Source organism: Collinsella sp. HCP3S3_E11 (assembly GCF_052067375.1).
Lineage (GTDB): Bacteria > Actinomycetota > Coriobacteriia > Coriobacteriales > Coriobacteriaceae > Collinsella.
Genome location: NZ_JBQHQI010000003.1, coordinates 57209 through 81769, shown reverse-complemented (window position 1 = coordinate 81769; position 24561 = coordinate 57209). Strand labels below are relative to the sequence as shown.

At 58.9% G+C, this 24561-nt stretch carries 17 protein-coding genes and 1 tRNA gene; 5 read left to right on the top strand and 13 right to left on the bottom strand.

Features of this window, described 5'->3' with window-relative positions; all coding sequences use genetic code 11:
* Window positions 1–12: 12 nt before the first annotated feature.
* The 4 genes from ACTM86_RS03395 to ACTM86_RS03380 form a co-directional block, all read right to left on the bottom strand.
* Window positions 13–2895 carry a proton-conducting transporter transmembrane domain-containing protein gene (locus ACTM86_RS03395; RefSeq protein ID WP_441015294.1) on the bottom strand — a complete coding sequence of 961 codons (2883 nt, stop codon included), beginning with the start codon at window positions 2893–2895 and terminating at the stop codon, window positions 13–15.
* 286 nt (window positions 2896–3181) lie between these two features.
* On the bottom strand, window positions 3182–3577 hold the full coding sequence (locus ACTM86_RS03390) for a helix-turn-helix domain-containing protein (RefSeq protein ID WP_229770663.1): 396 nt from the start codon (window positions 3575–3577) through the stop codon (window positions 3182–3184).
* 454 nt (window positions 3578–4031) lie between these two features.
* Window positions 4032–6062 carry a bilirubin reductase, long form gene (gene bilR / locus ACTM86_RS03385; RefSeq protein WP_441015292.1) on the bottom strand — a complete coding sequence of 677 codons (2031 nt, stop codon included), beginning with the start codon at window positions 6060–6062 and terminating at the stop codon, window positions 4032–4034.
* Between the two features lie 483 nt (window positions 6063–6545).
* Window positions 6546–6845, bottom strand: coding sequence for an FAD-binding protein (locus tag ACTM86_RS03380; protein ID WP_441015290.1), 300 nt, complete (start codon window positions 6843–6845; stop codon window positions 6546–6548).
* A gap of 857 nt (window positions 6846–7702) precedes the next feature.
* On the opposite strand from ACTM86_RS03380, the gene ACTM86_RS03375 reads away from it, so the two are divergent.
* Window positions 7703–8656, top strand: a complete 954-nt coding sequence (locus tag ACTM86_RS03375) for a helix-turn-helix domain-containing protein (protein WP_154516643.1) — start codon at window positions 7703–7705, stop codon at window positions 8654–8656.
* A 258-nt stretch (window positions 8657–8914) separates the two neighbouring features.
* Window positions 8915–10579, top strand: a complete 1665-nt coding sequence (locus ACTM86_RS03370; RefSeq protein WP_441015288.1) for a C45 family autoproteolytic acyltransferase/hydolase — start codon at window positions 8915–8917, stop codon at window positions 10577–10579.
* Window positions 10580–10904: 325 nt separating this feature from the next.
* On the opposite strand, the gene ACTM86_RS03365 is transcribed toward ACTM86_RS03370, so the two are convergent.
* Window positions 10905–10981, bottom strand: a tRNA-Met gene (locus ACTM86_RS03365).
* Between the two features lie 197 nt (window positions 10982–11178).
* Between ACTM86_RS03365 and ACTM86_RS03360 the strand changes: the two genes are divergently transcribed.
* The gene (locus ACTM86_RS03360; RefSeq protein ID WP_441015284.1) at window positions 11179–11976 is read left to right on the top strand and encodes a type III pantothenate kinase; all 798 of its coding nucleotides are present in this window, start codon (window positions 11179–11181) and stop codon (window positions 11974–11976) included.
* Window positions 11977–12146: 170 nt separating this feature from the next.
* On the opposite strand, the gene ACTM86_RS03355 is transcribed toward ACTM86_RS03360, so the two are convergent.
* From ACTM86_RS03355 to ACTM86_RS03335, 5 genes are all read right to left on the bottom strand, one after another.
* Complete coding sequence (locus tag ACTM86_RS03355; RefSeq protein WP_441015282.1) at window positions 12147–13253, bottom strand: serpin family protein; 1107 nt, start codon at window positions 13251–13253, stop codon at window positions 12147–12149.
* A gap of 159 nt (window positions 13254–13412) precedes the next feature.
* Window positions 13413–14609, bottom strand: a complete 1197-nt coding sequence (locus tag ACTM86_RS03350) for an ATP-binding protein (RefSeq protein WP_441015280.1) — start codon at window positions 14607–14609, stop codon at window positions 13413–13415.
* Between the two features lie 263 nt (window positions 14610–14872).
* Window positions 14873–15574: a hypothetical protein gene (locus tag ACTM86_RS03345; protein WP_441015278.1), complete on the bottom strand. Its 702-nt coding sequence runs from the start codon at window positions 15572–15574 to the stop codon at window positions 14873–14875.
* Window positions 15575–17302, bottom strand: coding sequence for a dihydropteroate synthase (gene folP / locus ACTM86_RS03340; RefSeq protein ID WP_441015276.1), 1728 nt, complete (start codon window positions 17300–17302; stop codon window positions 15575–15577).
* A 94-nt stretch (window positions 17303–17396) separates the two neighbouring features.
* Window positions 17397–18149 carry an NAD-dependent protein deacylase gene (locus tag ACTM86_RS03335; RefSeq protein ID WP_441015274.1) on the bottom strand — a complete coding sequence of 251 codons (753 nt, stop codon included), beginning with the start codon at window positions 18147–18149 and terminating at the stop codon, window positions 17397–17399.
* 136 nt (window positions 18150–18285) lie between these two features.
* On the opposite strand from ACTM86_RS03335, the gene ACTM86_RS03330 reads away from it, so the two are divergent.
* Window positions 18286–19104, top strand: coding sequence for an exodeoxyribonuclease III (locus ACTM86_RS03330; protein WP_154516667.1), 819 nt, complete (start codon window positions 18286–18288; stop codon window positions 19102–19104).
* A gap of 533 nt (window positions 19105–19637) precedes the next feature.
* On the opposite strand, the gene ACTM86_RS03325 is transcribed toward ACTM86_RS03330, so the two are convergent.
* The 3 genes from ACTM86_RS03325 to ACTM86_RS03315 are packed head-to-tail and all read right to left on the bottom strand — an operon-like array spanning window position 19638 to window position 22877.
* Window positions 19638–20351, bottom strand: coding sequence for a DUF6580 family putative transport protein (locus ACTM86_RS03325; protein WP_441015272.1), 714 nt, complete (start codon window positions 20349–20351; stop codon window positions 19638–19640).
* A 4-nt stretch (window positions 20352–20355) separates the two neighbouring features.
* Window positions 20356–21975 (bottom strand): ABC transporter ATP-binding protein, encoded by a 1620-nt coding sequence (locus ACTM86_RS03320; RefSeq protein ID WP_441015270.1) that lies wholly within the window; start codon window positions 21973–21975, stop codon window positions 20356–20358.
* 23 nt (window positions 21976–21998) lie between these two features.
* Window positions 21999–22877 (bottom strand): energy-coupling factor transporter transmembrane component T family protein, encoded by an 879-nt coding sequence (locus ACTM86_RS03315; RefSeq protein ID WP_441015392.1) that lies wholly within the window; start codon window positions 22875–22877, stop codon window positions 21999–22001.
* A 205-nt stretch (window positions 22878–23082) separates the two neighbouring features.
* Between ACTM86_RS03315 and glmU the strand changes: the two genes are divergently transcribed.
* Complete coding sequence (gene glmU, locus ACTM86_RS03310; protein WP_441015268.1) at window positions 23083–24495, top strand: bifunctional UDP-N-acetylglucosamine diphosphorylase/glucosamine-1-phosphate N-acetyltransferase GlmU; 1413 nt, start codon at window positions 23083–23085, stop codon at window positions 24493–24495.
* The last annotated feature ends 66 nt before the right edge of the window (window positions 24496–24561 follow it).

Here is a 24561-nt window from a genome sequence, read left to right as displayed (position 1 = left end):
GGATGCCGCCTCCTAAATAAACACGTCGACGAGGATGGGCATAAGGTTGAGCAGGCCAAACACCAGCGCCACACCCCAGCCGAGCTTAAAGCAGCTGCGCCAGGTGCTACGGGCGAAGGTGTTATCGATCAGTACCTCGGCAAAATACGTCATGACCATAACGACCAGGGCAACGACCCAGCTCACCGGGTTGTCCCAAACAAAGAACATGCCCACCCACATCAAAAACAGCACGGTCTCGCACCAGTGCATAAGGGTCATCTTGGCCAGCGTGCCGCCGCTCATCTCGGTGGCGACGCCCTGGACGATCTCCTGATGCGCGTGATGCGAGTACGAAAGGTCAAACGGCGACTTGCGCAGTTTGATGGTAAGCACCGCGAGCAGCGCGAGGAAAATGGGCGCGCTGTACACGATGATGGGGGCCGACTGCCCCGTCACGGCGATGGAATCGAAGCTGTCGGTGGCAAGGTACAGGCCCACACTCATCAGCAAAACGGCGGGCTCGTAACTCATGACCTGCAGCAGCTCGCGGTCGGCTCCGACCTGGGCAAACGGGCTTTGCGTCGAGGCGGACGCCAGCACCACAAAGATCGCAGCGAGGGTAACCATAAAGGCGCATAACAGTGTGTTGGAACCCGACACAAAGATGCCGCCGCCCACCACGGTAAAGATGAGCGCGCACGCCATGTAGGTATCGTCCACGGTGTTTACGCTGGCAGGGGCTTTGCGCAGGAGCTTGGCTACATCGTAGAACGGTTGCAGCAGACGCGGTCCCACGCGGCCCTGCATGCGAGCGGACAGCTTGCGGTCGATGCCGTCGATCAGGCCACCAACCAAAGGCGCCAGCAGGGCAAACGCCACGGTGCCTATAAAGATGCCCACGACGCCCGAGCCTTCGAAATACTTTCCGCGCAGTACCGAGGGCTCGCCCATGGCGAGCGTATCGGGACCAATCCATACGCAGCATAGCAGCGCGAACAGGATGATGCTGCAGCACACGATGCTGCCCGCGGGGCCAATGCGCTTCTCGCCAAGGGCGTCCTCCAGGTACCAATTGCGCTTTTCGGCCTTCACATCGTGTCCCATCGAGCCGCGGAAATGACGGTAATTGTCGGTTCCCACACCCGAAAGATATACGTTTACGTGCGGTTTGTCGCTCACGCGGAATGAAGTCAGCAGCACCACGGCGATAAAAGCCACGATAACCACCATTAGATACATGGCATCCTTGCCAATAACATACGGCACGCGGCCAAACACCATGGCCAAGTAAGGCGACACCAGACCGCTCGAGATAATCGGGAACGCTACACAGCACAGAATCAGCAGCGCGGCGATAGTGTTGAGCGCTATCCATTCGGTCTTATGGACATTGCCCTCCACGTTTTCGGCCGTAGAATCCACGCCCGAGAGCTTGGCGAGCCACTTGCCCCAGAAGAAGAACGTCGCGGCCGAGCCAAAGGCCAGCACCATGATCATGAGCACATTGCCGGTCTGCGCAAACGCCACCAGGGCGCCCCACTTAGACACGAGCATGCCAAACGGCGCCACGAACATGCCCATGATGCCCAGCATCATCAGGCGCGTCAGGTGCGGCATGCGACTGAACATGCCGTCCATGTCCTCGATATTGCGGCTGCCGATATGATGCTCGGCCGTGCCCACGCACAGGAACAGCAGCGACTTTGCCACCGTATGGAACAAGATCAAGAAGATGGCGGCCCACACGGCCTCGGGCGCGCCGACACCCAGGCAGGCACTGATGAGGCCCAGGTTGGAAATGGTGGAGTACGCGAGCACGCGCTTGGCATTGCTCTGCGAGACGGCCATGAGGGCGGCGAGCAAAAACGTGATGGCGCCCACGCTCGTGACCATAAAGCCGGTCACGGGATAGGTGGCGTACAGCGGGCTCAGCTTGACCATCAAAAACACGCCGGCCTTGACCATGGTGGACGAGTGCAGCAGGGCGCTCGTGGGCGTGGGGGCGACCATGGCGCCGAGCAGCCAGGTGTGGAACGGCATCTGTGCGGCCTTGGTAAGCGCGGCGATCGACAGCAAGACGACCGGCAGCACCAGCAGCGCGGATTGCGCGGTTCCGGCGGCGGAAAGCTCGATCATGCCCGAGATGGTCAGCGGCACGCCGTTGACGTGCAGGAACATAAGGCCCGCCAAAAACGCGATGCCGCCCAGCATGTTGAGGATGATCTGGATAAAGGCATTTTTGATGGCCTCGGGCGTGCGCGTATAGCCAATCATAAGAAACGAGCACACGGTGGTGATTTCCCAGCCGCAGAACAGCCACTCTAGGTTGTCGCTCGTCACGATGACGAACATGGCCGAAAGGAACAGGAACATAAGCGCCAGGAACTGCGGGCGTCGGTCGGGCGCGGTCTGCCCACGCAGCGCGGCCTCGTGCTCATCGTGCGCCTGGAAGTCCTTCATGTAGCCCAGGGCATACACGCAGATCAGGCTGCCGACAATGCCAACGGCGAGCACCATGATCACGCTCATATAGTCCAGGTAGAGCGGCGTGGCGGTGACGACCTCGGCCGTGGGCAGCGTCATGGCAGCGAAGGCAACCGAACCCACCAGCTGCACCACGCCGAGCACGCCGGTAAGCGCGTTCCTATATTTGAACGCGTTGTACAGGATGACGGCGCACAGAATTACGTCGATGACGGAGCTGATGATCGAGAGCACATGCGAGGTGCCGGGGGCAACCTCAAAGCCCTGCGGACCCGTGCCAAAAAATAAGACGGCAACTACAACGGTCACCGCCATAATAATGCCGGAGCCTACAAGCCCTACCGCATCGCGGGCTCGGTCACTGCGCGCGAGCAGCATGCCCATCGCCGGTACCAGCGGAAACAGGGTAAGGAAATACAGTAGCGTCATACCATCACTCCCCCATGCAAAAACGCTGCAATTATTTAACGTTATAGCTCAAATTGGGAGTTCAGGCGGCAGGTTTTCGGTCAACTGGGGAGTTTTAGGCGTATGGGGTAAGGACATGTCCGCTTTGGAGTAGAGAGGCAACGCTCCCCCTCTCGTAGCGGCGGGCGCACGGGCCACTGCGCGCGGTTTATTGACCACTTTGAAGGATGTCCCGATAGACTCGCGGCGGTCCAAAAAGTTGGCGCGGCAAGAAAAATGCGCCCCTGCGGACGCACCATCCCGTTCGCTATTCCGCCTTTTTAACGCGCGGTTTACGACCCCGCGGCTTATCGACCAAGGCGGCCTCGCCACCGTCGCGATACTGTCGGCACCAAGCTTTAACCGAAGACTCGCTGGGGATCTTGTGCTTGACCATGACCTCACGCACCGTCAGACCATGTTCCAAGCGGTCCTTAACCACGGCAAGCTTAACGTCAAACGAATATGTGTGGTGATGAGAGCCCGCATTGAGAACGGCGTCGGCGCCGCCCACGGCATACGCACGGGCCCACTGACGGGCTGTGGCCTGGGGGATGCCAAGCTCTGCGGCGAGCGCGCGATGGCCGACCCCTTCTTGGAGGATCTCGACAGCGCGCTGCCTAATCTCGGGCGCATGCGTGCGAGTCCTTGTTGTTTCTGACATACCTGCCACTTCTACTTCTTAGCCTTAAACGTTAAATTGCTTTCTTACGTGCAAGTTAGATAGTAGCATTTTACTGTTTGCTCAAAGCAGTTAATTAAAATAGACGCGGCGCTATCTGGGAATTTGACACCAATTTACGACATTTCTTTATTGATTATTTACGCTGGTAACTAGCTCGCAGCTAATCGTCATTCGCTTGCCAGCAAAATTGGCATCTCTTTATATCCTTTGGAATAGAGGATATGATTATTAACCCCTCCTCCAATAATTTTGAGCAGTCTGCAAGGCAGTAGACGCCTCACTCCCCATGATTAGCGCGCATTGTCGTCCACCGGGGCAAAACAAAAAGGGCGGGACCTGCTGCGCTTGCAGGCCCCGCCCCGATTGACACCCGATGGGACGCGGCCGGGCGAGACAGATCCGTGCTACCGCCCCACCTGGCCGCGATGTTCAACTACAGCTCGTTGGCCGCGTGATATGCCGTGCGAATGGCGTTCGCAATGTCGGCGGTGCGCTCGCCCGAGCAGTCGCCCACACAGGTCACGGGCACCGTAACGCCATCCAAGTCAAACGCGTTGGCCTTGGAACCGACAGCCATCACCACGTAATCGCAGGCGATCTTCACCGGCTCCTCGGCGCCGTCATCGGCAGTGCGCACGGCCTCCACGCCCTCGTCGGTAATGGCGGTCAGACGGGTCTTAACATGCTGCTCCACGTTGTGCTCTGCAAAGTCGCTCATAATCAGTGGCAGAATGGTCTCGGACTCGCCTGCGGCAATCTTGTCGAGCATCTCCACGATCGCCACTTCGCAGCCGTGCTGCAGCAGGTACTCGGCAGTCTCGGTGCCCACCAGGCCACCGCCAATGACGGCGACGCGGCCCGTAAGCTCCACTTTGCCGGCCAGCACGTCCCAGCTCGAGACGACCTTCTTAGAATCGGCACCCGGAACGGGGATGACCACGTCGTGCGCGCCCACAGCCACAATCGCGGCGTCGGCGGCGTTGAGGTCCTCAGTGGTAGCGACGTGGTTGAGCTCAACCTTCACGCCCAGGCCGGGCAGAATCTTCTCGTAATACTCGACCGAGCGCATGATTTCGTCCTTGCGCGGAGGCGCGGCCGCCAGCACAATCTGGCCGCCCAGATGATCGCTCGCCTCGTAGACGGTCACGTCGTAGCCGCGCTTGGCCGCCACGCGTGCGGCCTCCAGACCGGCAATACCGCCGCCCACAACGGCGATCTTCTTGTCACCCTCGCCCGGCTTAATGGAGATGGTAGCCTCGTCGCCGTTCTCGGCATTGAGCACACACGAGATGTACCTGCGGTTTTGAATCGCATCGACGCAGCCCTTGTTGCAGTTGAGGCACTCGCGGATGGGCTCGCCCGTGGCGGCCTTCAGCGCAATGTCGGGGTCGCACATGAGCGAGCGACCATAGGCGATGATATCGGCTGCGCCGTCTTCCAGAATCTTCTCGCCAGCCTCGACCGAGACAACACGGCCCACAGTTGCCACCGGCACGGAGACCAGGGCCTTGACGCGCTCGGCCACGGGCAGCGTCCAGTTGTAAGGCATGGCGCCCATGGACGGAATGGTATCGCCCATATTGCCGGTGTGGTTGGCCTGTGCAACCTGGATCATATCGATGCCCGCGCCCTCGAGCAGCTTGGCGAACTCGCAGGCCTCGTCGGGCTGCAGGCCGCCCTTGCCACGCGGCGTGCCATCGGGGTTCTCCATGATCACGGGGAGCTTATACTCCACCATCAGCTGCGGCGCGGCTTCCTTGATGGCAGCGACGACCTCCAGCGCGTAGCGAACGCGGTTCTCAAACGAGCCACCGTACTCGTCGGTTCGCTTGTTGAGGATCGCGGAGCACAGCGAACCCACCAGGCGGTCGCCGTGGACCTCGATGGCGTCGATGCCGGCCTGCTGCGCGCGAGCGGCCGAGGCGGCGATGGCCTCCTTGATCTGGGCGAGTTGCTCTACGCTCGCCTCGTTCACAAAGTGCTGCATATCGTGGTGCAGCTTGGCATATGCCTGCTTGCGGATCTCGTTGGACTCGGCCATCTTGGTGGCAAAGGTCTCCTCGTCGCCGGCGGCCTTGGCCTCCTGCGCGGCTTTGGCCGCAGCCATGGAGCCCATGACCATGCGGCCGACACCGGGCACGTCGTACTCGGGGTGGAACAGCTGCAGCGCGACCTTGGCACCGTGCTTGTGGACGGCGTCGGCCAGTGCCTTAAACGTGGGGATCTGGGCGTCGGTTGCCAGCTTGGGCGTGGGGCTTGCGGTCATGACGGGAGCGACGTCGCCGATGACGATGTAGCCCACACCGCCACGGGCCAGACGCTCGTAAAAAGCCAGGCTGCGCTCGCCGATGGAACCGTCGCGCTCCTCATAGCCGGTGGTCAGCGGCGGGAACATAATGCGGTTCTTGAGCTCAAGGGGGCCAACCGTAATGGGCTGGAGCAGCTTGGACGCAGGTGCGGTCATGGACATTCCTCTCTTGTAGACGCGGCGGCGATGGTGCCGCGTAGTTGTTTAGAGGATATGGCATGGGGGTACAGCGGCACAACGAAAATCGGCGGATAGCAGGCAGCGGCAGGCGGATGGGGCGGGGCGGCCCGTCGGTTTGTCTCAATCTGTAACAGCTACCCAGCAAAACCGGGTCTTACTGTTACAGATCGAGATATTCCTCTCGACCCATCCTCAACAATATAAATCTGTAACAGCTAGACCCACTTTTGACCCCTACCTGTTACAGATCAAGACAAACGGCAACTGTCCGTCCGAATATCTCAATCTGTAACAACAACTCGGCAAAATCCGTCCCTCGTGTTACAGATCGAGACAAACGGAGCCCCGCTCGCCGGAAATCTCAATCTGTAACATCTACAGACCAAAATCGGACCCACCTGTTACAGATTGAGACAGCCCCAACAACACCGTCCCCGTTCGAGGAAACGACCGCCACACTCACCTTTTTAAACAACCTAAGTTGATGCCATCGCCGTCCATGCCCGGAATGGCAAACGAGAACAGGTCTTTACCCCACTCAAAGTCGAGCTTCTCCTTGATGAGCTTGGCGTTGTGGCCAAAACCGCCCGTGGCGACAATCGCGGACTTGCACGAGATCTGGTACTCCTCGCCGTCCTTGTCCTTGGCGGTCACGCCGCAGATGGCGCCGTCCTCACCCTTGATAAGGCCGGTGCCCGGGCACTCAAACATAAACTCGACACCCAGGTCCTGGGCGCGCTCGGTCATGCGCTTGGTCATCGTGGTCGCCGCGCGATGACGCGAGCGCCCGCCTCGGCTGCAGCGACCGCCGCGGCAAGGCCGCTCAGACCAGCGGCGACGACAACGACGTCGGTCTCTAACTGTTTCATGCGAATCCTCCTTTATAGGGCTCTCGGACGAGCCCGGGTTTCATGCGAATTGCATGCGTATCGACAGCCATACTTTCGCTCGAGAACAGGCTCAAAACCATGTGCAGGCGCACCGATGTTTGCCCATAGCGACCATGGGCTTTGTGCGGATGAACCATGCGTTTGGGCAACGCTTTCGAGCGCATGGTCCTGGCGCCATACGCACAAAGGGGGGCGGTGTGCCTTATGGCACCCGCCCCTGATAATCGAGTTTTCTTATGTTTAGTCCTATTAAACAGTCCAATATCTTTAGGCAAGATCACCCCGACGGCGCTCATCCCACTTGGAAGGCCAGACTCCACCCGCCTGCTCGATGGGATGAGTCCGCGCATCACCTGGACTCTCTACGCCTCCAATGGATCGGTAGCCTCTTACGAACACTTTCAAAAGTATGACAAGAGAGAGAAAAGTCCGTAGATTATGCATCTTTAGACTCGTGAAAAAGCGCATCGTGCCCGTCAGCGGCGACGCACCGGCCTTCGGGACGCCTGAAGGCTACTGGGCACGGCGGCGATATTCATAGCGAATGATGCGAACGCTGCAACTTGGTATTATATGACGTACTATTGAAAGGATGCTGAAGAGGTTGCGGGAAAAGGCTTGCTTACTAGAAGCAGAGCAAGGAGATCCAGAAGACGGATTGCGGACAAATGATATGAATTAAATAGGGCACTGCGCGCTATAAAAGGAAAAGGGTGGTGGGTCCTGATGCTGGTACTGTCTGCTGTTTTAAGTTTATTAATAAAATCTGGCTGTGTAATCTGTGCAGCCCTTTATTTAATCCTCTATATCGGAGGTCAAAAGAAGGAATATCTGTATATCGCTCTGTTTATGCTAAGCCAGTACTTGATTGAGCTAATAGTTCGAGGATACGAAATAAGTTCGCCCCTTTATTATTACTTCCATAATTTTTTTTCGGTGCCCGTAGTAATCAAGTCGCTATTATATTTCGCCTGCGCCTTTCTCATATGTCATTTATTCAAGGGGGCTGTTGGAGGGTCAAAAACATGGATATTGACATTGGTGGAAGCGCCATTGTTCATCTGGCTCATCATGTTCCCTTTGTTAAAGGTGCGTACAGGATTCTTGTATATTTGTTATTTATTGCCATTCCAACTTCTGGTTATCGTACTAGCCTTTATCGGTAGCAGGTCCTTTGGCAAAACAGTGCATAAGAGCATGTTTTTAAGGTTAGATATGTTCTTGCGACTGGTTGGAATCCTTGGATTAATGACTGTCTTTGAGGATATTCTTACGGGGTTACATTATGGGCTAAATAATGATGTTGCAAGCCTAGTAACTAGCGGCGCGATTCGAAGCCGCAATTTTGGCGAAAGCGTCTCCCAGATAGTTGTTGCCGCATATCTTATTGTTGTTGCGGCGCGTTTTTTTGTTGACAAGATCACAGTGAAACCGATTAGCTATGAGGCCTTGACAGGAGAGCTTTCGGAAGAAATCATAGACGCCTATGCGACATCTATTGGCCTTAGTCTCAGAGAGCGAGAGATTCTGGGATTCTTGCTCAAGGAGAAAAGCACACAGGAGATATCCGAACTGTTGTTTATTTCGACTGGCACCGTCAAATCTCATACACATAACATTTACCAGAAGGCCGATGTTAGCAACAGGATGCAGTTGCTGCAGAAAATCAGATGTTCATAACGTTGATTACGTTGGGCTAATCAATATGAATCCCACTTCCTTTTGTTTATACAGCTTAGCGCTTTATGAACCCTGGTTCATAAAGCGCTAAACCAGGGTATAGGCTAAGATTGAACATATTTATCGAGACCAGTTCATGTGAAAGCGGATCGGAAAATTACATAATTTTGTCATTAGGTTGTCGGCAACGAGGGGCCTCTGCTTTAGCCATCAAGTTATCGGCAACACGGAACCTCTGAAAGAGAAGGTGACAAGATTATGAGAAGAAAGATAGCCTGCGTATTGTGTTGCGCCAGCTTATGTTTAAGCATGGTGGCAGGCCCAGGATGTTCTGCAAACAATACGCAAGGTGGGTCATCAGACGGCACGCTGGCAAATGCCGGTTCAACTTCTGAAAACGAAGAGTTTGACGGGAAGTTCGATGCAACCGTCAACGCAGGAAATGCGCAAGAAGTTGTGTATGTAAATGGCTCTTGGTTTGACATGGGAAAGCAGTATGGCTTACAGCAAAAGGATCAGTTAGAAAGTAACTGGACAGCTGTAATGGCTTCAATTTATGCAGAGGCAGACGATGCCGCATATAACGAAGCCATGGGTAAGATTCTGAAACATTATGAAGAGGATGATCCATCTGTATTTGATTTCTTGTCGGGAGTAGCTGAGGGGGCAGGAGTCTCAAAGGAAGATGCAGTAGTTGCAGTTATGGGCTCATCTGTTCTTAACTATGACCTCATGATGCATTTTGATCCAGAGAGCTCAAATGATCCAGAGCGTTCAAAAACATGTATGAATGTATCTGCTTGGGGAAGTATGACTCAGGATGGTCATCATCTTGGAGCTGCTAATCTTGATGCAGTCAGCACAACACCCGCCGCAATGTTCTCGAGCATGGTTTCTTATCCGAAACATGGCAATGCAGTCATTGCATCAGGTGGATTGCAGGGAAATGCGTTCATGAACTCTAAGGGCCTTATTATTACCTATGCCGGAGGGCCTACGGCATCGCCAAGCGATGATGCTAAGACAATCGATAGGGAAGGCACCTTCCTCGATACTTTGTTTGCTTATTGGTACACAGCCACAAAGTGCGATACGGCAGACGAAGCAGTCAAAATGCTTACGAAAACTGAGTGGATTCACACGGGTAACATCAACGTTTCCGACAACAAGGGAAATGCGTATCTCATCGAGCAAAAAGATAATGCATATGTAGTACGCAAAGCCGGTGACTACGGTGAGACGGACTATCTAATTGCAGCGAATCATTTCAGGGATGAGCTCTGGATGAATGATTCATATGAGGCATATCCGGATAGCGTGCCAAGAGCCAATACTCTAGAAAAGGTTATGCAAGACGAGAGCGGCAGCGTTACCCCACTCACGCTCGCGAACGGACTCGGAAGCATTCGTTACTATGACGAGGGCAAATGGAGTGAGGAAAATTGGGACTTCGGTGGTTTCTATCAGTTCCACTCTCCAGAAGGCGATGACATAGAATTCAAGACAATTTTCAGGACAATTTTTGATGCAACTGATCAGGAAATGTATGTCTTGAGAGGTCATGACGAGAAATTCCGTTCAGACGTTCCCTATGGTACAGCTAATTACTACAAGCTTACCCTCGGAAAGAACATGCAGGCCACTAATAAGAGCGCAGAAATCGACGCGCGTATTGCGGTAAGAAATGCAGGAGCTGAATTGTATAAGAAGGGCTCAGTGGATGACGAGTCCATGGAGTATTACAATAAGGCTGCTGAGGCGGTGCACACAGGATGCAATTACACCACTATGGCTGATTGCGCCAATGCGAAAGGCGATAAGGAGCAGGCTGCGATTATGTATGGCCTTGCTACTTCGCAGTTTGCCAATGCTCAGCGATACGCACAGGCATCTTATACTACTGAAAATGTAATTATTCAATAATCTTGCGTAACGCTCAGCTCGTCATTTAAAGAAAGCGGAAGTGATCTCGAACCCTCCCTAAAGATAGCGCTCGAGATCACTTCCAAGATGTACCATCATGCCGATCATCTCGGCATGATGGTATTTTTCGTTTATTCGCGCTGCCAGGCTTTCCTGCGTCTGACCCGGAGTTTTAATCGCGGAGGCCGGATTCGAACCAACGACCTCCAAGGCGCAGAGATTGACACGGGGGCATCCAAAATGCCCGCGCAGCCACTAGCTCGCCGTGCTATTTATCCAAAGAAAAACAGCTCAGAGAACAATGCCTCTGAGCTGCTAAAAGTCTTGGTCGCGGGGGCAGGATTTGAACCTACGACCTCCGGGTTATGAGCCCGGCGAGCTACCAGACTGCTCCACCCCGCAATGTCTGGGCGCCTCATGTGCGCAAGAAAGAATACTACTCGGGAGTTCGGTGGACGGCAAGGAAATTCTCGTAGAGCATAATTCCTTCATATTTAAAACCCCTCAGCCCATATCACCGTAAACGAATCGCAGCCGAGCGCCGTCGACAGCACGTATACAATGGTGCGCGTCCTTTTATGCCGAAACCGGGAGTAGACATGCTGCTCGCTATCGATATGGGAAACACGCAGACGGCCATGGGCCTGTTTGACGGAGACGAGCTGGTGCAGTCGTGGCGCATGCCCACCGACCGCTCCTATACCGCAGATGAGATCCATGTGCGCCTGATGGGTTTTTTTAAGATGTACGGCCTTTCGCTCGACGCGGTCGACGCTATCGCCTTTGCGGGCGTGGTGCCGCAGCTCTCGCGCGAATGGCATGCCGTGGCCAACCGCATTGCCGCAGACGCCATCGTCATTGGGCCGCAGACGGCCGCCGTGACCAAGCTGCGCGCGGCGCGTCCCCAGGCCGTTGGTGCCGACCGCGTTGCCAACGCCGTTGCGGCCGAGACCTTCTACGGCGCACCGGCGATCGTGGTGGACTTTGGCACCGCAACCAATATCGACGTCATCGATGAGGACGGTTATTACATTGGCGGAGCGATCGCGCCGGGCATCCGCATCTCCATGGATGCGCTTGCCGCCCGCGCCGCCAAGCTCGCCAGCGTGCCGCTCGAGGCGCCCGAGCACGCCATCGGCCGCGATACCGAGGAGTGCATCAAGGTCGGCGCCGTGGTGGGCACCGCCGCTATGGCCGAAGGCCTGGTCGCGCGCATGAAGCGCGAGCTGGGCCGCGAGGATGCCACCGTTATCGCCACGGGAGGCCTCGCCGGCATCGTCGCCGATTCGACCGATGCCTTCGACGTGGTCGATGGACAGCTCACCATTAAGGGTATCTGCGAAATCTACCGCCGCATGCAGGAGCTGGGGCAAGACAGGGACCGGAGCCAAGCGTGAGCACTGTCTTATCCCCTCAGTTTATCTGACGCACGGACTAGGTGACTCTAGTTCTCCAACCCCTCCGCGAGCCAGATCAAGGGACTACGTTTCATCAAAACAGAATAGTCAGCTGGAAAGAGCACGTTGGCAACCCTTGGCATAGCAGCCCCCCCTCGCAAACCTCAACCTCACCTTTCTTGCACGTCCACCGACGGCAGCGCGACGCTTGCCACAAAGAGCGGTACGCCGGTGCGAGACACGAGCGCTGCATAGAAAGGCCTGTCAAGCGTTATCTTGCGCGGCTCTGGCGGGTTCTCCGGCGGAAGGCCCGCGACAGCGACCATCACCGTATACGCGCCGGCCTCTACGCCGTTCTCATCGACAGCGAACTTCGCGCCATGGACAATCTGCGTTGGAGTCCCCTCTGCCCCCACCATAGGTGTAAGCTCCATCGCAGCTGCCGTAGAGACGCCGGCGGCCTTTAGCAGCGAGCAGACGTCCGAGAGCGTCGACTCGCATTCAAAGCGAGGAATCCCCAGGTCGACGGGCTCCCATTCTCCCTCGCCTTGGGACAGACGCTCGAATAGCCCAAGCGCCTCATCAACATGATCATCCTCGCCGCTCGGAAGAACAAAACACACGCCGGCATCGGAGCTGAGCGGCAACAAGAAGGCAACCCTGCCGTTCTCGACGATCACCGCACAATCGCGCTTGCCACGCATAAACGCTGCTTGAACATCGCCGTTCTTTGCATGGAAGGTCTCAACTTTGGTCGATTCGCCGTCAAACGGATCCGCCCATGCATCCTTCATGTAAAGCGCGCTCACAAGACAGGCAAGAGCCACTGGTGATAACTCGATGCTTGGCGACAACAGGCCGTGAGTTTGTTCGGCTATCCAATCGGTCACCCGTTGGCTAACGCGCGGATCGGCCAAGTCATCGATTGACACATGCACGCTGCATTTGTCGCACTCGTGCAGAAACGCCTCCGATGGGCTCGCGGACCTGGAAAGCCAAGCTGCCGTTGCCGTGCTCGCATCATAACCGTCATAGCCCCAGTTCCGCTCCAGCTCGATGCCGAAGGGATCACGCTCGCTAAACATGTCGCCATCGCCCAGGAGCATGTCGAGCTCCCGACATGTGGCGCCCGAGGCACCCTTTCGTACAATCGTCAACAAGCTCGCGATGCACGCAGGCGACCAAACCCCGTTCTTGCCTTGAGCGAGTATTTTCTCGGATAGGGATTTTGCAACCCTCCATGCCTGTGGACACGCCGAATTTGCTTTGTCAGTCATAGTCTGCTCCCATCGTTAGGACATAAACTATTATTTCGCACGGCGCGGACACAAATCTCGCACCGGTAAGGCAGCCCAATGGTTTTCTAAGAGGCTCAAAGCCTTTCTATTCCTCAAAAACGAAAATTTTTCAGTTTTGAGGAATAGGCTCGATGCACGCTACGCCTCGCCGCACAGCCACCTCGCCAGGTCCACGATCTGCACTCCGTCGCGGTCCGTGGCCTCGTGATGCGTGCGGGCGAGAATCATCTTGGGATACGCATCGCCAATGCTCAGCAGTGGCGAAATCTCGCGTTCAAATGTCTTATCCGAGCTGATGTCGTCGCTCACCTGAATGTAGAGCTTCTCGCTTCGCTTGATTGCTACAAAGTCTATTTCCTTTTTATAGAGCACGCCGACGTATACCTCGTATCCGCGGCGCAGCAGCTCGATTGCCACTATGTTCTCGTATACGCGCCCCCAATCCATATCACGTGTACCGAGCAGCGCGTATTTGAACGCGTGGTCTGCCAGGTAATACTTCTCGCCGCTCTTAAGGTATTTCTTGCCGCGAATGTCATATCGACGAACTTTATAGAAGGCAAACGCATCGCACAGGTACCCCATGTACGCACCGACCGTCTTGTTCGTAATCTTTAGCCCATCCGCATTTAATGCATCGGTAATGTTGCGTGCCGACGTAATGTTGGAAACGTTGTCCATCATGTAATCGGCAATGCGCAGCAGCGCCGATTCGTTTCTCACGTTATGCCGCTGCACGATATCTCTCACAATGAGCGTCTTAAAGACGTTGGAGAGATATTGATAGCGCTGCTCCTGCAGTGGATAAGGGTAAGAGCCAGACATACCGCCGGTTCTCGCGTACTCATCGAAGTCACGGTCGACCTCGCCCTCGTCGCCATAGAGACGATACTCCTCAAACGAGAATGGGAAAACCTCGATCTCGAACGTGCGCCCCGTAAAGAGCGTCGACAGATCGCTCGACAGCAAAAAGGCATTCGATCCGGTAATGAAGATGTCATAATGCTCGGATGCGTGAAGGCTGTTGATCGCACGCTCAAAACCTTCGCACATCTGAACCTCATCGATAAGCAGAAAGTTTTGTTTGCCGGGCACCCGATGATCTTTTACATAAGCGAGCAGGGCATGATATTCGAGCAGAACCTCGAACTCGTCGAGGTTGTAGTTGATATGGATGACATTCGAATTAGGCAGATTTGCCTCCACGTAATCGCGGAGGGCCTCGAGCAATTTTGATTTACCGCTGCGGCGGATGCCCGTGATGACCTTGATATCCGGCACGCCAATAAGACTCGTCAACGTGTCCATATATGACGCTCTATTGATGAGTTTCATCGGGGCCTCCTCGCGGTCTTTTATCTCTATTCCTCAAAAACGAAAATTTTTCAGTTTTGAGGAATAGGCTCTATAGCGAATATACCTCGCGAAAGGCCGAGCTGCCTTAATCCTATTCCTCAAAAACGAAAAATTTTCAGTTTTGAGGAATAGGGCCGCGATGCCACCCTGTAGTCGCGCAAAGACCCTCCCCGGCAGAGGCAGTTCACTCTGCCGGGGAGGGTCTTGTTGTCATCGTTGTCTTTGAGCGCGGGCATCTCGTGTTACAGCCCGCGAATCCGTACGGCCTCGGGCGGAAACTCCTGCTCGCCGGCATCGGTCTTGATGGTCGCGCGACCCCAGATGTCCAGGCCCGCAAACACACCGACCGCAAGCGGCAAGCCGTTGGGCGACACCGCCGCAACCTGGCGGCCCAGCAGCGGCACCATGTCGAAGTACTCGCCCAGCACGGGAGCCAGCGGGCCGGCGGCGCCCTGCGGCGTGTTGGCGACAACCGCCCAGGCGTCCACGCGGGCCAGCACGGCGGTAGTCAGCGCTTCGACCAGCGCTTCATCGGTCACATCCACGCCAAGTTCGCCCAGCGCCGCGCGCTCAATATCCACCGTCACGGCACCGAACATACCCGCAGCACCGGCGCCACCGTTGACGGCGACGCGTGCAAACGACGTCTCAAACGCGGGCGCGCCGCACACAATATCGCTCGGCCACTGAATGCCCACCTTACCGGCAAGACCCAGCCCCGGCGTCGATGCCGTTCCCGCGAGCGCGTCCATCATGCCCATCGCCGCCACAAACGGCAGGCCATGGAAGGCGTGCATATTCACATCCGGGCGCACGACCAGCGAAAACGTCAACGACGCCTCGCCCACGCTCCAAGCGCACCAGCCCGCGGACACGCCTTCGCGGCCCGCGTCACGTGCCGCGTCGAGCTCGGTACCGGCGGCAACAGCATTCATCTCGATCATCTACATACGCCCCAATTCGCCCACGATATGGCCCACGCGATCCTCGGGCTCCTTAACCTCGACGCCGTTGTAGCGGAAGAACCGCGCCGGGTCGTGCATCAGGTCCTCGAGCGGCACCAGCACAAAGTCGCGTTCGCCAATGAGCGGATGCGGCAGGCGCAGCTTTTTGCCGCCATGGGTCTCGCCATCCATCCACAGCAGGTCCAGGTCGATGGTGCGCGGGCCGTTGACCTTGGCCTTCTTGGATCGGTCGCGCCCCAGCTCGGCCTCGATCTTCATAAGCTCGTCGAGCAGCACCAGCGGCGCCAGCTCGCTCTTGATCTCGATGACAGCGTTGGCAAACGCGTCCTGGCGTGTCTCGTAGGCCGGCTCGCTCTCGTAGATGCGCGAGCAGTTGGACACACAGGTGAGCGGAATCTCGGCGATCATGTCGCGCGCGGCGCGGATGTTGTCGCAACGATGCCCCAGGTTGGAGCCCACGGCCACAAACGCGCGACGCGGCTGCGGCTTGGCAACAGCCCAGTAGCCGTTCAGGAACTGCGCAAAGCCGGTGACATCGTGAACGCGCACGATGTTGGCACCGGCCTGGATAGCGCCCAGGCACACGCCAAATGTGGCGGCATCGCGCTCGGCGGCCTCGGTCACGCCCGAGACGGCGCCCACAAAGCGCTTGCGCGACACGGCGCACATGAGCGGATAGCCCAGCGACGCCATCTTGGCGGTCTCGCGCTGGATGACGATATCTTCGTTGGCCGTCTTGCCAAAACCCGGACCCGGATCGATGCAGATACGGTCGCGTGACACGCCGGCGTGGATGAGCGCGCGGGCCTGATCGGACAGAAAGCCCATGACGCGGCGCATGATGGGCGCCGAATCGGGCAGGGTAAAGCGGCGGAGCTGCGAGGTGGGCACATAAGCCTCCTCGCGGCGGGCGCTGCGGCGCATCATGGCGGCCAAGTGATCACTGGGCTCCGGCGCGGGCTCAGGGGTCGCGGCGGCCTCGGCGGCAGGGGTAGCCTGCTCGGCGGCCGGCGTCTCCTGCTTCTGCTCGCCCGTTGGCTCGGGCGCTGGCTCCGGATCGCCAAACGGCAGCGAGGGCTGCACCACGCCACCCGGCAGTTTGGCCTCCGTCTTGGGCTCGCCCAGCAGCTTGCCACGACGGCGGCGGGCGGGCTTCTCGGCCTCGCGCGCGGCCTCGGCAGCCGCCTCGCGCGCCTTCTCGGCAACAAACGCCGCGGCAGAGGTATCGAGCTGCACCGTTGCATGCGTGCGAGCGGGCGCGGCGACCTCGCCGGCGTGCATCACGATGACGCCGCAGGTGCTCGTCGCGACAAACTCGACCATCTTGGGGTCGGTGAAGCCCGTCACGTCGTTGACGATCGAGGCGCCGCAGCGCACGGCCGCCTTGGCAACCGCCACGTGACGTGTGTCGATCGAGACGATGGCGCCCTCTTTGGCCAACGCACGCACAACGGGCAGCACGCGGCGAGCCTCCTCGTCAGGGTTGACCGGGGTAAAACCGGGGCGCGTGGACTCGCCGCCCACGTCGATGATGTCGGCGCCGGCGTCGAGCATCGCCAGGCCGTACTCGATGGCGGCATCCGGGTCGAAATGCTCCCCGCCGTCGCTAAACGAATCGGGCGTCACGTTGAGGACGCCCATGATGCGCGGACGGTCAAAGCTGAGCTCGTACTTTCCGCACCGCCATGTCTTGCTGTCGTTCGCCATGAACATCCTCCTAAAATGCCCGCGCCGCCACGCTCGGGCGCAGGCGGCGGGGTCGCTTTGCAATTAGTCTTTCTATTGTATCCGCGCGCGCGGGCTAGAACGCAAACGCGGCAGCGATGTCGCAAGAAATCAGCAGGTCGGCATTTGCATCCTGATCGGTGGGAGCAAGATTGCATATGGCCAGCGTGTCGCCGGTAAAGTATCGCGTAAGACCCGCCGCCGGATACACCACGAGCGAGGTCCCGCCCACAATGAGGGCATCGGCCGCGGCAATGGCGGCAACGGCGTCGGTCAGCACATGCTCGTCGAGCGGCTCCTCGTAGAGCACCACATCGGGCTTAATGCGCCCGCCGCACGCGGGGCACACGGGCACACCCGCGGCGTCCTCGTGCTCGCGGGCGCAAATCCACTCGGCGCTATAGACCGCGCCGCACGACTGGCAAATGTTGCGATGGACCGATCCGTGCAGCTCGAACACGCGCTGCGAGCCTACCATCTGATGCAGACCGTCGATATTTTGCGTCACAACGGCATCAAGCTTGCCGATGCGCTCCAGCTCGGCCAGCTTGGTGTGGCAGCGGTTGGGCTTGGCGCCAAGCGAGATCATCTTGGTGCGGTAGAAGTCGAAGAACTCGGCCGGATGCGCCTCGTAAAAGCTATGCGAGAGCATGGTCTCGGGCGGGTAGGCAAACTGTTGGTGATATAGGCCGTCCACACTGCGGAAATCGGGAATGCCACTCGCCGTGGAAACGCCGGCGCCGCCAAAGAAAACCACACGCTTGTGGGTACCAAACAGCTCCGCCAGTGCGGCGGAGGCCCGCTTGGGATCCGATATCGCCTGCGTCATATGAGTCCTCCGTCCTTGTTGGTCGGGCAGCGTCGGGCGACATCCCAGCATGCGGCCTTTGAGTCAGCACGCGCGGAGCCCACCACCGCCCCTTTTGCGCTAATCTTAAGCCTGCAAACCCCGTCGAAAGGACACCATGCCTCAGACTTACACTTTCGCCTCGTGGAACGTCAACGGTCTGCGCGCCGTGCTCAAAAAGGACCCGAGCTTTATCCAGATCGCACAGGAGCTCAATGTCGATATCCTGGCGCTGCAAGAGACCAAGCTGCAGGAGGGCCAGGCTGATATCGACCTGCCCGGTTATCACCAAACCTGGAGCTACGCCGAGCGTAAAGGCTATTCGGGCACTGCGGTCTTTAGCCGCCAGGAACCGCTGCGCGTGCTGCGCGCCGATGCGCTGCTGCCTTACGCCGGCGAGGGCGCGGCAGCCGAGCTCGTGGCGCAGGCCGCGACCGAGGGCCGCGTCTGCGCGCTCGAGTTCGACAAGTTTTGGTTTGTGGACGTCTATACGCCCAACGCCCAAAATGAGCTCGCGCGCATCGATGTGCGCATGGCCTGGGACGATGCCTATCGCGGCTTTTTGGCGGGACTCGAGCGCGAGACCGGCAAGCCCGTGGTGACCTGCGGCGACTTTAACGTCGCGCACGAGGAGATCGACCTTAAGAACCCCAAGTCCAACCGCGGCAACGCAGGCTTTTCGGACGAGGAGCGCGGCAAGTTTACCGAGCTGCTCGACGCCGGGTTTACCGATACCTGGCGCGCGGCAAATCCCGACGTCGAGGGCGTCTACAGCTGGTGGAGCTACCGCTTTAATGCCCGCAAGAACAACGCGGGCTGGCGCATCGATTACTTCCTGGTGAGCGACGCCATCGCCGGCAACGTGCGCGACACCGGCATCCGCGGCGACATCTTTGGCAGCGACCACTGCCCCGTCACCCTCACCCTAGAGCTCTAGCCCCAGCCGACCCCTCGGGGACGAAGCAAAACGGATCATGTTCACCTCGCGAGGGAATCCACGCGGCACACCCGCCACGAAACTGCCCCATCTACTACGTTTAAGCCACTACCCTCAACCACAGCAAACAACGCAAAAAGAAAACCGCAGGTAGAAAGCCTGCGGTTTTTCATAAAACGCGGTCATGGTCGAGGGTATCAAGCTAAACGTAGTAGATGGGCCAGTTTCGTGGCAAGCGCCGTCAACTGATTCCCTGGGGACGTCTGGGGGGAAGAAAGCGGATCGATTTGGCTCTCTGAGGGCCACGACGCCCCTCATATCAGCCGGCCATTTTAAAACTATGCCGGTTTACGGGGCTGAATCGCAAATCCCCAACCAAACGCAATTCAAGCAAAATAAAACCGCAGGTAGACGGCTCGTCTATTTTCGAAAAAAGCCGGTATGGTCTGCCTGTGCCAATCTAGCCCCGTAAACCGGCATAGTTTTAAAATGGCACTTCAACAGTATTGATTCTCGCCCCGGCGCAACCGCCACTACAGCCCGTATTTCACGACGACACGGTTAATGCGACGACACCAAGGTTTGTAGAGAGCGGCCAAGAACACGCAGGTCGCAAGGCCGTGTGTGATATCGAACGGTACCGCCGTGGCAAGACGCGCCACGGCGCCCGCCCACGTGAGCGGTTGCACAAAACCGATGATGTCGTAGGCGTTAATCACGGCGCCATAGAGCAGGCCCGACGCAAAGCCGTACGCCATCAGCGCCGGCATGCGCACGGTTCCATCGACACGGTCGAACGCCCCCGCATGCGCCAGCGCGCCGCCAACATAGCCGACCAGACCCCAGGCATACATCTGCCACGGCGTCCACATGCCCTGCCCAAAAAAGAAATTGCTGGTCAGCGCCGCCAGCGCGCCAACCATAAAGCCGTTACGACGACCGAGCGTCGCCCCGGCGATAATGGCGATGGCGCTCACCGGTTTAAAGTCGGGAATGGGGCCAAACAAGATACGCCCCGCCGCGGCCAACGCCGCCAGAACCAGCGTGGGCATAATCTGGCGTAGGCCCGGTCGCGACGCCTCGTAGCCCGCAAAGAACAGCGCGAGCACCAGCGCCAGCACCACAAGCATGGCAAGCGCCGCTTGCTCAACGCCTGCCAGCAACGCCGCGGCCATTACAGCCGGCACCGCCAGCAGCAGCGGGATTTCCAGTTTTGCGAGTAGGCGCAAGACGCGATAATTCGCCATCCCATCACGCCCTATAAAACACATTGTCGGCAAAAAAGTCGGCGGGCGGCTCCATGCAGGCAATCTCACCGTCGAACATCATGGCAATGTCATCGGCAACCTGCTCGGCAAAACCCAGATCGTGCGTTGCCATGATGACGGTACCGCCGGCCTCCGCATGGTCGCGCAGGGCGCGGGCGATGATGCGACGGCTGGCCAGGTCCAGACCCTTGGTGGGCTCATCGAGCAATAGCAGCTCGGGGCCAATCAACAGCAGCTTTGCCAACGCAAGCAGCTGGCGCTGCCCGCCCGAAAGATCGTACGGATGGCGCCCATCCAAGCCGGACAATCCCAGACTCGTCGCGCGCTCTCGCGCCATAGCCTCGTCATATCCGCAGGTCGAAGCCCATTCCATCAGCTCCTCGCGCACCGTCTCGGCAACCAGCAGCGCCTTGGGATTCTGAGGCAGCAGTGCCGCCGAAGCCGCCCCGCGCTCCATATGCCCACGCTGCAACTTGACCGTCTTGGCCAGCACCGAAAGCATTGTCGACTTACCGCAGCCGTTACCGCCCACAACAGCATGCACCGCGCCTGCCGAAAACGACGCATCGAGCCCGCGCAGCACCCAGCCGGACGCTCGATCGTAGCGAAACCAGCCCCCTGCCAGGGTGGTAGCCGACCCAGCGTGCATTTTTGGGAGTATTCGGCATCCACCGGCGCACGACGGCGCCCCCGAGTCGTCTTGCGACAGGATTTGCGCCTCAAATTCAGCCGATTTGTCCGATTTCGGTCTTTTTTTTGCGCCCGGAGCGCCCACGCGCGGGTCCAAATAGCCCGGCCGGCCACTGGCGCTGCTGAAAACTCCGTTTTTTGCACGCCACGAGCCACCCCACCCTGGCACCTCGCCAGAAAACAGCTCTTCGCGATGCCCCAAGGAGGCGATGTCAGCGATCTCGCATACGCGCCCGCCCTCAATCCGATACGCGCACGTCGCGTATTCGAGCATCGGGCGCGGCTGGTGCGTTGCCACAACAACCGTGCAGCCCAGCTCGCGATTCACGCGAAACAGCGCATGCAGAAAATTTTTCTCGGCAACGGGATCCAGTTGGGACGTGGGCTCGTCGAGCAGCAGCACGCGAGGGCGCAACGCCAGCACGGCTGCCAGCGACAGCAGCTGCTTGCGTCCGCCCGAAAGCGTATCGGTATCGCGGTGGAGCCAATCCTCCACCCCAAAGAAATAACTGGTCTCGGCCACGCGACGACGCATCTCGTCGCGCGACATGCCTAAGTTTTCCAGGCCAAACGCCATCTCGTGCCACACGGTTTCGCACACAATCTGGTTCTCGGGGTCCTGAAACACATAGCCCACGCGCTCCGCGGACGCGCGAACGTCCATGTCGGCAACGCTTTCGCCCAGCATACGCAGCTCGCCGGAGCATTCGCCCGCCGGCGAAATCTCGGGCTTGAGCAACGAGAGTAATGTCGACTTGCCCGACCCGGTACCACCGACAAGCAACGCAAACGTCCCTTGGGGAACACGCCAATCGAGCTCCTCGAACACCGGCACTTCGGCCCCGGGGTAGGCAAAGCGCAGGCCCCGCACTTCAATCGCCGGTATATCCGAGCCGCACACCGCGTCCGCCATGATGCTCCCGTCCAACCGAGCCATCAGCCAAACCTCTTCTCGTCAATCGCATGCACCACGCAGGGCAGCGCCATCCAGGTCGCGTATACAACATAGCCAGGCCACGGCGCCGGCACCGAAAGCTGCGGGTAAAACGAATACTGCATCGTCGCGGTCCACGCCACTGCCGCCGTGGCCACGCCAAACAGCGCAAGCCCAACCAGCGCGGCAACGTCGCCGCGCGCCAGCCGATACCGCGCGTACGTCGTGCGACGCGCCGCGGCGCCCCACCCACGGGAGCGCATGGCGTCCGCACGCTCCAGCGAATCTTCCATGCCCCAGCCCATCAACACGCTCGATGCCCGTAGGCGCGAACGCACGGGGTCGGCCGGCGCGCGGCCCGGCACTTCAATCGCATCCTGCACCGCCAGCACCGTGCGACCGCGACGCAAAAACTGCGGGATAAGCCGCATACACATCGAGATCATGAGCGCGATCACCGGCGCGGTGTTACCCAAAAGCGCAAGCACCCTGTCGTAGCTAAGCATCGACGCCGCGGCCTCAAACCACAGCACGCTCGCCACAAACAGCCCGCCCATGCACAGGCCGTATACCATACTCTCCAGATACACCGCGCGCATGCCAATACGAAACAGTTCCGTCGAGCCCGTAGCGCTAAATAACGGGTTGAGCACCGCGATAATCAAAATCACCGGCAGCTGCCAGCGAAGCGCCCCCAACGTGCGTGCGACGCCGCGCGTCGCAAACCCATACGCCAGCCCGCCCGCAAGCGACAGCGCAAGCAGCACCGGTTGCATCGAGAACATGGTGAGCCCCAGCGTCAGCACCATGTAGAGCGCCGTCACCGCCGGATGCGACATCGAGAATGCCGCGACGGGCTCGTTGCCCGATTCCTCTCGCATGATATCCACGGACACCCCCATCCCCTCGCTCAAACGCCAACGCCGCAGTGCCGCTGCCATGCACAACCAGTGCAAACGTCACGCCGGCGGAACCGACATCGGCCGCCATGCGCCAATCGTTACGCGCTCATCATATGCCTGCGGTATCATATTGCGCCGTGTATCGTTTCCAAACACACGTCTCTATAACGTAACAGGAGATCACATGGACGCAACCGCAATTATCCTCGCCGCCGGCGAGGGCACCCGCATGAAGTCGAACCACTGCAAGGTTTCGCACAAGATCCTGGGCAAGCCCATGGTCCAGTGGATCGTCGACGCCACCATCAAGGCCGGCTGCAGCCGCGTCGTGGTCGTCATCGGCAGCCACGCCGACGAGATGCGCGCGCTTATCGACGGCGCCTACGCCAACAGCGCCACCAAGGTCGAGTGCGTCGAACAGACCGAGCGCCTGGGCACCGGCCATGCCGTAAAGGTCGCGCTCGAGGCATGCGGCATCGTGCAAGGCCCCGTCGTCGTGCTCAACGGCGACCTGCCGCTCATCACCGCCGACACCGTCGCCAAGTTCGCGAAGACCGTCGCTACCGGCGAGCTCGCCTGCACCGTCATGACCATGACCCCGCCCGATCCCTTTGGCTACGGCCGCATCAAGCTGGGCGCCGACGGTCAGATCGAGCGCATCATCGAGCAGAAGGACTGCACGCCCGAGCAGGCCGCCACGCTGCTCGAGTGCAACGCCGGCTGCTACGCCTTCGACGGCGCGCAGCTCGCCGCCCACATCAGCGAGATCGGCAACGACAACGCGCAGTCCGAGTACTACCTGCCCGACATGCTCGAGATTCTCAAGGGCCACGGCCAGGCAGTCTCCATCTTCCACTGCGACGACTACCGCGACGGCCTGGGCGTCAACAGCCGGATCCAGCTCGCGCAACTCACCGCTATCGCGCGCGACCGCATCAACGAGCACTGGATGGCCGAGGGTGTTACCTTCATCGACCCCACGCAGGCCTGGATCGGCCCCGACGCCGTCATCGGCCGCGACACCGTCGTGTGGCCGCAGACGCACCTGATCGGCCACGTCACCGTGGGCGAGGAGTGCCAGCTCGGCCCCAACAGCCGCCTCACCGACACCACTGTTGGCAGCGGCTGCACCATCGATGAGACCATCGCCATCGAGACTGTCATCGAGAACGGCGTCGACTGCGGCCCGCGCGCCTACCTGCGCCCGGGCACCCACATGCTCGATGGCTCCAAGGCCGGCACACACGTGGAGATCAAGAAGTCCACGATCGGCGAGGGCTCCAAGGTACCGCACCTGTCCTACATCGGCGACACCACCATGGGTTCCGGCGTCAACGTGGGCGCGGGCTCCATCACCTGCAACTACGACGGCGTGCACAAGCACAAGACCGTCATCGGCAAGGATGCCTTCATCGGTTCCGATACCATGATGGTCGCGCCCGCCCAGATCGGCGACGGCGCGCTCGTGGCCGCCGGCTCCGTCATCACCGAGCCGGTCCCGGCTGACGCACTCGGCCTGGGCCGCGCCCGTCAGGTAAATATTGAGGGCTGGGCCGCCGATTATCGCCGCCGTCTGCACGAGGACGACGAGGTATAACGTTTTACCAAGTATCTAAGGAGCTGTTCCCATGGGAATGGCTCCTTTTTCTATGCTGACCTGCGC

Coding starts and splice junctions, on each gene's coding strand:
- ACTM86_RS03395 (WP_441015294.1), bottom strand. CDS start 2,895: ATGACGCTACTGTATTTCCTTACCCTGTTTCCGCTGGTACCGGCGATG.
- ACTM86_RS03390 (WP_229770663.1), bottom strand. CDS start 3,577: ATGTCAGAAACAACAAGGACTCGCACGCATGCGCCCGAGATTAGGCAG.
- bilR (WP_441015292.1), bottom strand. CDS start 6,062: ATGACCGCACCTGCGTCCAAGCTGCTCCAGCCCATTACGGTTGGCCCC.
- ACTM86_RS03380 (WP_441015290.1), bottom strand. CDS start 6,845: ATGACCAAGCGCATGACCGAGCGCGCCCAGGACCTGGGTGTCGAGTTT.
- ACTM86_RS03375 (WP_154516643.1), top strand. CDS start 7,703: ATGCTGGTACTGTCTGCTGTTTTAAGTTTATTAATAAAATCTGGCTGT.
- ACTM86_RS03370 (WP_441015288.1), top strand. CDS start 8,915: ATGAGAAGAAAGATAGCCTGCGTATTGTGTTGCGCCAGCTTATGTTTA.
- ACTM86_RS03360 (WP_441015284.1), top strand. CDS start 11,179: ATGCTGCTCGCTATCGATATGGGAAACACGCAGACGGCCATGGGCCTG.
- ACTM86_RS03355 (WP_441015282.1), bottom strand. CDS start 13,253: ATGACTGACAAAGCAAATTCGGCGTGTCCACAGGCATGGAGGGTTGCA.
- ACTM86_RS03350 (WP_441015280.1), bottom strand. CDS start 14,609: ATGAAACTCATCAATAGAGCGTCATATATGGACACGTTGACGAGTCTT.
- ACTM86_RS03345 (WP_441015278.1), bottom strand. CDS start 15,574: ATGATCGAGATGAATGCTGTTGCCGCCGGTACCGAGCTCGACGCGGCA.
- folP (WP_441015276.1), bottom strand. CDS start 17,302: ATGGCGAACGACAGCAAGACATGGCGGTGCGGAAAGTACGAGCTCAGC.
- ACTM86_RS03335 (WP_441015274.1), bottom strand. CDS start 18,149: ATGACGCAGGCGATATCGGATCCCAAGCGGGCCTCCGCCGCACTGGCG.
- ACTM86_RS03330 (WP_154516667.1), top strand. CDS start 18,286: ATGCCTCAGACTTACACTTTCGCCTCGTGGAACGTCAACGGTCTGCGC.
- ACTM86_RS03325 (WP_441015272.1), bottom strand. CDS start 20,351: ATGGCGAATTATCGCGTCTTGCGCCTACTCGCAAAACTGGAAATCCCG.
- ACTM86_RS03320 (WP_441015270.1), bottom strand. CDS start 21,975: ATGGCGGACGCGGTGTGCGGCTCGGATATACCGGCGATTGAAGTGCGG.
- ACTM86_RS03315 (WP_441015392.1), bottom strand. CDS start 22,877: ATGCGAGAGGAATCGGGCAACGAGCCCGTCGCGGCATTCTCGATGTCG.
- glmU (WP_441015268.1), top strand. CDS start 23,083: ATGGACGCAACCGCAATTATCCTCGCCGCCGGCGAGGGCACCCGCATG.